This is a genomic window from Fulvivirga sediminis, from assembly GCF_016757215.1.
GTDB lineage: Bacteria > Bacteroidota > Bacteroidia > Cytophagales > Cyclobacteriaceae > Fulvivirga > Fulvivirga sediminis.
Window position 1 is genome coordinate 700,519 of the sequence record NZ_JAESIY010000001.1, and the last position, 9,282, is coordinate 709,800.

Sequence of the window (9,282 nt, forward strand, 5' to 3'; positions counted from 1 at the left end):
CGAAGTGTCGTAGTGAAGTGGCTTTGAGAAAAGGGGGCCATTGTTAGGTGTAGATTGAATATACATTTGGGATAGAAAATGAATAATTGTATTCAAGTTTTTAAATTTTTCAAGATGGCATGGAGGTCTTGCTTCGGAACAAAGTAATTCTATGAGATGGAAGCGGAGAAAGACGTGAGGTGTAGGCGCTATAAGAGATGAAGGTGATAGAGATTTCATTTCTAAGAATCACATGTAAGTTATTTCAATAAATAATATTACTATGTAATAATTAGTGTATATCTGTTTCATCTATTTATGATTAATTCATGTTGTTATAAATTATCATTTCATTAATGACTGATAATTAAATTGTATATTATATTTTTTGTACTAAAGTAATTATATATTGTATTTGATTGCATTTAATTTATGTGTACTATTTTAATGGTTATTAAGTTTTTTTGAGGTTTTTTGCTTGCCACCTTGCATAGTGAAAGTGAGATGCACTCATTTTATACTTAAAACTCATCACCTAAATCCACCAACAAATGAAAAAGTATTTACTGTTTTTATTGATGTTGGTTTTTAGCTTGCCATTCATGTTAAAAGCCCAGCAACAAGAGCCCGAACCAGATTTACCTAAGGGTAAATTATTTAAGATAGCAGAACGCCCTGCTATAACTGAATATGAAAGTCATCAAACTCTATTGAGCTTAAAATCCACTTCTGATTTGAAGGGCTGGAAAATTAAAAACATGAGGGAAGGACACCAATCTTTGATAGGAACAGGTAATTATCAAAATAACACTACCTATTCTTTAGTCAGTCCTGAACTGTCTATGCCAGCTCTAGAGAGAAGCGATAGAATTAACCTGTACTTAGATGAAGCATTTTCTCTAGAGAGTGGACATGATGAACGTATAGTGAAGATTTCGATCGATCAAGGAATGAGCTGGGATAAATTATCAATACAGAGCGGACTAAGTGAAGGTAAGAGCTCCATAATTAATCTAAGTAAATATGCAGGTAAAGATGTTATCGTCGCTTTAGAGATGACAGCAGATGCCTCTGATACTTATGATGGTTGGGAACTAAAATCATTAGAAATAAAGAGAGATAGATTAAAGACCATAATTTCAAGCAATAGTAATGCCCGCCAAATGGGAGTGCTTGATGGCGATTTACTAAGCCTGGACGCACAGAAGTTTCCTCGCTTTATTTTTGCTAACGTTACTGTTGAAGATGATGGTAATCCTGTTGCCGGACTTGATGAAACTAATTTTTCTATTGTTGAAACTATCAAAGATAGTGTAGATGATGTGCGTAATGTAATAAAAGATGAAACCTTTAAAGTTTATGCTCCAGATAGTTCTGAAATTAAAAGACCGGTAGATATAGTTTTCCTAATGGACAACAGTGGTAGTATGAGTTCTGTACAAAATCAAGTAGCTATTAATGTTGAGAGCTTTGTGAGTAGTTTAGATTCTAAGGGCTTTGATTATAGATTAGGACTTTGCCGTTTTGGTCAGAGTGCAGGACAAGGGGCACCTATTTTTCATAATAATGCTGGCTGGTATGATAATGGAACTGATTACGTAAATATGTGGAATTCCGTCAATGTATCTTCAGGTTCAATAGAGCCATCATGGGATGCTCTTTACTATTCTGCTCAAGAGTATTCATTCAGAAATGCAGCACAAAAAATCTTTATTCTTATAGTAAATGAAGCAGTTAATAATGGTCAAAATATCAATAATAGTGACATCACAGATAAACAACTTGTAATAGATCGACTTAATAATACAGGCATTCAAGCTTATTCAATAGTACCTAATAGTCAGGCCTTTGAAGCTGATTTTGGTTCCATTTCTGATGCTACTGGGGGAGAGTCCTATGATATAAACCAGAATTTTAATAGTATATTAGATGATATAGGAACACAAGTAGGTAATACGTATACCATAAGATATACCCCTACAAGCCCCTATTTTGATGGTTTGAAGAGAGAAGTGGATATTACAGTCGACTATAATTCATCTACCTTACTTTTGGAGGGTGAATATACCCCGGGAAAGGCTCCTATTATAATAAGGACGGATGCTACCTTGGATATTCACAAAGCTGCTCAGCCATCCGAAAATCCAATTTTGATTGAAGTGAAAATAAAAGATGAAATAGCTCCTTTTACATCAAGCTCTACTTTATACTATAGAGTTTTAGGTGCTAGTGTTTACACTGAATTAAATATGTCCCAAGTTAGTTCAGGTACTGGTTATTCTGTGTGGCAGGCAACTATTCAAGGACCTCAAGTTCTGGATCCAGGTATAGAATATTATATAAGGGCTACTGATACAGAGGCCACGACTACGGCGCCGGAATTTATAGAGGGTTACGGTTATCCTTGGTCATTTGCTGTCTTGCCAAATCTGCCGCCTCAAATAGAAAATAGAACTACTGTATCTAGTGTTAAGTCAGGAGACCCTGTCCATTTTGAAGTCGAGGCATCAGATAATACTAATAGTCTGTCTGATGTATGGATTTATTTAAAAACCGATAATGATATTAATTATCAGTTCTTTAGTATGCAGTCTATTGGCAACGATCTTTTTACTTACGATATCACTGCTACCACAGGGATTACTGAATATTTCTTTATTGCGGAAGATAATTTTGGTGTGAGAAGTTTTGCAGGAACAGAAATTCAACCTTTTGTAGTTGCAACAGATATACCATGGGATGTATATACGGGGTCTACCAAAAGACATACTATTAATGTTGCTGGTTTTGATCCAACTACGTTTACTCCATGGAGTATTGATGCTACTTTGGGGGGAGAAGTTTTACTGCCAGGAGACTATATAGGAGCTTTCTATACTACTACTGAGTGTGATGCACAAGGTAATTGTGAAACCGTGGAAAAATGTGGTGGGTTTTATTTATGGAATGGTAAACCTTTCTTCGGCTCATTCCCAGTATATGGAAATGATGCTACTGCGCCCGCTAAGAATGGTTTTGCTGATGGGGAAAGCTTTACTTTTAAAGTCTTCAGTAAGCAAAATAAAACAGTTTATGATGCTACTCATATTTTTAAAGCATCTTCTTTAAATACAACCTTCATAAATGGGGGAGTGGCTGATTTAGATACATTAAAAAGTTACTATCAGCATACTACCTATCCAAAAAAATATCTGAACCTTTGGTCATCGAACCTTACTCCTGTTGAGACCTCTTTCGATGATATAATGGCAGACTACTCTACTATCGTAAGAGAGGTATTTGATGATGATGGTAATAGGTGGGCTCCAGGTGATCCATCAAATACACTCAATACATACGTGCCAGGGTATGGCTATGAGGTATATATGTATAATAGTGGTGAAACCTTAAAGATTGAAGGTAGTAAAATTAAGCTTAATCAGCTTCAAGTAAATCTTAAAGGACAGCAACAAAAAACTTTGATAGGTTGCCCTTATCAATCACCTGAAAATGTTGAGGCAGTATTTTCGGCTTATGTTTCAGATGTATATGCTGTTGATAAATATATTAATGATGGCACAGGGTTCATTTCCATTGAAACTTATTCACCAATGTTTAATATTAATAATTGGGTGGATAAAAATATGGTGCCTGGAGAAGGGTATTATGTATTCTCGTTAGCGCCTAATTCTTCGTTTAGCTTCCCCGCTGCTACCGGAGTTTACACTTCTTCAAGAACCGCTCAAGTTGGCCAGTCTATTCCACAGAAGGTAAGGTCTACTGATGCTTATATGCATATAATGTTGCCTTCAGAGTCATTAGCACTTGAAGTTAAAGAGGGTGATGTAATTATGGCTTATGATAAAGCTGGACATAAGATAGGTGAAGCTATGGTGTCTGTCAGTGGAGTGTCAATGGTGTTAGATGGTTTAAGCTTGTCAGAGGGCGCAAAATTTGATCTTTGGTTGAGATCTCAAGGGAGAGAACTCAAGGGGATGAAAGTGGCCTGGAAGGTAGGTGATGGAAACTATCATAATCTTAAAATGGCAGTAGCAACTTCTACTGAAATTGTTGATATGGTGAATGGCATAAGCGTATTCCCTAACCCTGCCTCAAGCCAGTTTACTTTGAAGTATAATTCTGTGAGTGAGGAGGATATTATAATTAACATCACTGATCTTCAAGGCAAAAATATGCAGAGGTTAGAGCTGAAAGGTCAAAAAGACACCTTGCTATCTCAAAAACTGAATGTAGATTTTCTTAAAGACGGAATTTACCTTATTAGAATTAATCAAGGAGAGAAATCCCAAATTACTAAAGTAATAATTGACTAAATCATAACGGGCACTCTGTTCATAGAGTGCCCTTTTTTATAAATCATTTTTATGCTAAAAAATATTTCTTTTATTATAGCGCTATCACTTTTTGCTATTAGCACAGCTCAAGCGCAAATTTCTGCCTATAAGCCAGATAGTTTAACCTTGCTAAATTTTCATCAGCAGATGATGAATTCTGGATGGCCAGGCTTTTGGAATACCTCAAAAAATGTAAGAGAGTGGACAGGAGTTTCATATGATTATAATTCGGGTAAAGTATATGGGATAACGCTTTCAGGTGACTGGTTTAATCCTCACTTTAAAACAGATAGTCTTCCTGCCGCCATACAAGTTTTGAGCGCTATGGATTCGTTGGTAAGTTTGGGTGTTTCCAATTTTGACCTAAAATATTTACCCGAAGAGATAACTGACCTAGAGGATCTGAAAAGTTTGAGTTTGGGGTATAATAGCATTGAAACTCTACCAGATTTTATTAATGAGTTAGAACAATTAGAGGTATTATTACTTGGTAATAATGAATTTGCTGATTTTCCAGATCTCTCAGATTTGATCAATCTTAAGGTATTAAGTCTTAGCCAAAATATTCATTTAGAGCAATTTCCAGCATCTATATTAGAATTAGAATCATTAATTGATTTGCGTCTATCTTACAATTCCATTACGGAACTTCCTTCTTCAATCGATGAATTACAACAATTACAAAAGTTATATATACAGGCTAATGGACTAAATTCATTACCTGAATCTGTAGGTAACTTATCACATTTAGATCAATTGGTATTATCCAATAATCAACTTACAGCCTTGCCATCATCTATCAATAATCTCACAAAGCTGGAGCGTTTAGATGTAAACAGAAATCAACTTTCTGCTCTTCCTGCGGATATGTCAAATTTAACCAATCTAATTCAGATAGATATTTCTGAAAATAAACTCACCGAATTTCCGGAAAGCATCATTGGGCTGCGAGGTCTTAGACAGATTACAGCGAATAAGAATCAAATGGAGGGAGAAATCCCGGAAGACGTTTTTAGAATAAACAGACTACGTTTAGATGTAAGTGATAATAATCTTTCCGGGGAGCTGGAGGTAATAGATAATAATATCACCGAGCGTCTTTTAATTACTAATAATCGATACACCTTTCGAGATATTATAAATTTTTACGGACAGTTTAACCCTTCTTACATTGAGTTTCAACCACAACAATATATTGGCACCTATAGAACCTTAGAACCCAGTGCAGGAGAGGTGTTGGATGTTTTTATTAATAATTATATACCCGCATCAGGAAATACTTATCAGTGGTATAGAGCTGATAATATTGCTCTGACAGGAGCAACAAAATATTCTACTGAAGACAGTATACATATCTCTAGTTATGATGCTTCTGCCCACGCTGGCATTTATTACTGCATTATTAAGAACCCTTCTTTACCTAATTTAAGCTTGAGGAGCAATGTAGTAAGGGTATTAGGCAATGATAATGCTCCGGAATTAACTTATCAAGACCTGATATTTAGGGAGGGTGAAAGGGCCTATCTGAGTATTGCCGCAAAGGATGATTTCACTCCTATCAATGACTTGGAATATCGCTTTCCAGAAGAAACTGAGCATTTTATACTTAAAACAGACACTTTATACAGTCGTAGTTATGCCAAATTTATTTACCCTAAAACCGTAAATGGTTATGGAAAAGATACGCTTACTGTGGAGGTTGAAGATGAAGCAGGAAATGTGGCTATTGCTCAACTCACAATTGAAATGTTGTCTGATGAAAATGCTAATCCAGAGGTAAGCATGGATACAGTTTATATGAACCTCGCCCAAGATGCAGAACCTCCTTGTACACCTGGAACTACCGGTTGTAATGCATTTTATTATTTTACCAGTATTACTTATTTGAAATATTTTGTTACCGATGATTTTACAGATTACGACCGATTGACTTATAGAGTATTGGAGGCAGATTCGCTAAATGGAGAGGTAATACCAGGCAAAGTATATGTCCAGCCGATTATTCGCCCTGACGGAATTACACTTGATGCTAATGTCTTAGCCAATCAGGATACCAGCGTAACGATAACCCTACAAGTGAGTGATCCGGAGGGAGGAGTTATTCAAAAGTCAGTAACTCTGATGGGAGAAATTAACCCTACCAATAGAAATCCCGTAATAGAGGATATAACGGATCAGGTGATAAGTAGAGGAGCCAGATCATTTTCCATATTAAATTTAAGTGAATATAGTTCGGATGATTATTTGAGTAATGATTTATTAACCTGGCAAATTAGTCATTCAAATGTATTGAAGGTTAATTTATCTGATAGCTTGCTGGAAGTTCAGCCTATGTATGAGGACAGTTCTTACACTGCTCAGTTAGAAGTTTATGTATACGAAAAAACTAACTATAATCGAAGCAGCTCCACAACTGTGAATTACATTATCAAAGAAGGTATAGCGATATCAGGAATGATTACTGATGGAGCTGATCAGCCTTTAGAAAATGTAGAACTACAGGGGTTTGATGAGCCAGTGTTTACTTCGGCTACCGGGTATTATGAAGCACATGTTTTAGAGGGCTGGAGTGGCGAAGTTATACCTGTTAAAGAAGATTACCATTTCTCTCCAGAGTCACAAGAATATAATAACCTTCAGTCATCACTACAGGGTCAGGATTATCAAGCGGAGTATATTGGCAGTTATACCATTTCAGGTGTTATATCTACTGCCGAATCTGGCTTAGGAGAAGTGTTGATTCATGGTTTTACTAATGAAATTTATACCGATGATGCCGGCTATTATTCCGTAGAAGTACCTTATGATTGGAATGGTACAATAACCCCTGAATTAGATGGATTTAGCTTTGAGCCAACAAGTAGGACTTATGAGCAGCTTACTGCCAATTTAAGTAATGAAGACTATCAGGCTTACCGTATTACTGGTGTAGAAGGAAGAGATGCTGTACAGCTTTTAACTGTGTATCCTAACCCTTCATCTACTAGTGTCACTTTCATGCTTTCTGATGCACATTTCAATGGCGGGATAATAGAAGTATACAACACTCACGGTAAGAAGTGCGGTGCCATTAAGGTGGAGGCAGACACCAGCAGGTATGAATGGAAAGGTGCAGAACAAACCCCTGCAGGCATTTATTATGCTAAGCTTACCGTTAATGGGAATATGCTAAGTACACAGAAATTTATTATTGAATAATGAGCGGTGTGATACCATATCGCACATATTATAAAATCTGGATTTTACCATTGGCAATGACATTTATTGCCTTTACAGGATTATCACAGGTATTGAATACAGATTGGAGCTCTACTGCGACAGTGGTAGACTCCTGTAATATAATTTACAATGCTAAATTTCTGAATGATAAACAAGACTCTTTAGTGCAAGCAGGTTATTTGGTTAATGATTTTCAATACCCAGAAGAATTAGATGAAGAAGAGTATGTAGAGAGGGTTAAACAAGTGTTTTTTAAATCCTCATTGTCAAATGAGCATGCATTAAATCAGGGCATAAGCAAAGATGTTACATCTTTATCAGATTATAGCTTACCTATTCATACAATTGATAACATGGATTTTCTGTATGGTTATTCATTAGATAACTCTATGATAGATCAAGTAAAGCAAAGAGTATTTACAGAAGGAGAAAGGCATTTAAGTTCTAAAATAAAGGAAAAGGACAAGGAGGAAGTGAAAGCATTAGATGTGATGTCAAGATCTCGGCTTTGGGATAAACTATATTTTGATGGAAATATAGGAGCTTCTAATTTCCTGAACAATGATATTGTTTATCTGTCACCAGCTGTTGGCTATCAATTGTGGAATTCTGTATCCGTGGGGTTAGGCCCTGATATACAATGGAACGTTACCAATGATCCGAAACAACCAAATACTGATGTTGGTTTAAGAACATTTGTTAAAGCCACCTGGCTTAAATATAAAATTTATGCTCAAGCTGAGGATATTATTTATAAGCAGGAGGCAAATGAAGTGAAGAAAGGTTCAGATCATCACTTCTATTTTGGAGGTGGATATTTGCTTCCGTTATCATCAAAAACAGCAATTAATATATCAGTGCTCTACAATGTAAATGAAGAGCAAGGCAAACAATATTTTATACATTATTCACCATGGATATTTAGAATAGGAATAAGCGCATTTAAATAGTATCACGTACCAGCAAACCGCAATTACCATGATCAACCTAAACCTAAAAAATGGTATTGTACTGTTATTGGTCAGCCTGATGTCATCCGTTTGTTTAGGGCAGACAGGTCAGGCGACTTCAGTACCGTATTATATTGACCTCAATAATAGTGATCCATCAAAAGTCTATCAGATTATAGATGGGGAGTGCCATATAAAATACTTTGATAAAGAAGGGAAAGATGATTTTCTAAATGTCACTGTTTTTAATTGGAAGCATGAAAAGGTGGCTAACTACTCGTTTGGAAAAACCTATGGCCTTAACCATTATTTGGTGAAGATGGATTGGCTGGTTCCCAACCAAATATACTTTATTGAAGCTATAGCGGAAGGAGGGCAGTCATTTCAAATGGTTATTCAGGGAACTGAAAAACTCAAATTGCCACTACCTCATGCAGAGATTATAGTAAACCCGCTTGCATTAAGCTGCGAACCAGAAGCGGATAGCTCGGTAGAGTATTATGTTGATATCTCTGGGGGCAGATCACCTTATGAAGCTCAATGGTACGTAATGGATGAGCATATGGTGAAATTGCTGTATCAACCACGTAAAGAAATAATTAATGAAGAGGGAAAGGGTATGATGGTGGTGGTAGACAAGTCACCTTCATATCATGTGCTGCTTAAATTGACTGATGCCTGCGGCAATGAATTGAAGCGCATGGTCAGCATCAGTTGCGGAGAAAAGGACAAGGTCTTTCATTCCATTTTTGTGGAGCCAGTAGCTCTACCTAATGCTATCACCACCCATATCAGATAAG

Annotated in this window: 4 protein-coding genes; all 4 read left to right on the forward strand. The window is 36.3% G+C overall.

Translation table 11 applies throughout. The features are described 5' to 3' along the window. The first annotated feature begins 530 nt into the window (after nucleotides 1-530). Genes JL102_RS03155 through JL102_RS03170 form a run of 4 tightly spaced genes read left to right on the forward strand, consistent with a single transcriptional unit; the run spans nucleotide 531 to nucleotide 9,281 of the window. The gene (locus JL102_RS03155; protein WP_202242298.1) at nucleotides 531-4,292 is read left to right on the forward strand and encodes a T9SS type A sorting domain-containing protein; all 3,762 of its coding nucleotides are present in this window, start codon (nucleotides 531-533) and stop codon (nucleotides 4,290-4,292) included. A gap of 51 nt (nucleotides 4,293-4,343) precedes the next feature. Beyond that, on the forward strand, nucleotides 4,344-7,511 hold the full coding sequence (locus JL102_RS03160) for a leucine-rich repeat domain-containing protein (protein WP_202242300.1): 3,168 nt from the start codon (nucleotides 4,344-4,346) through the stop codon (nucleotides 7,509-7,511). A gap of 56 nt (nucleotides 7,512-7,567) precedes the next feature. Continuing rightward, the gene (locus JL102_RS03165) at nucleotides 7,568-8,482 is read left to right on the forward strand and encodes a hypothetical protein (RefSeq protein WP_202242302.1); all 915 of its coding nucleotides are present in this window, start codon (nucleotides 7,568-7,570) and stop codon (nucleotides 8,480-8,482) included. Nucleotides 8,483-8,510: 28 nt separating this feature from the next. Beyond that, nucleotides 8,511-9,281, forward strand: coding sequence for a hypothetical protein (locus tag JL102_RS03170; protein WP_202242304.1), 771 nt, complete (start codon nucleotides 8,511-8,513; stop codon nucleotides 9,279-9,281). The last annotated feature ends 1 nt before the right edge of the window (nucleotide 9,282 follow it).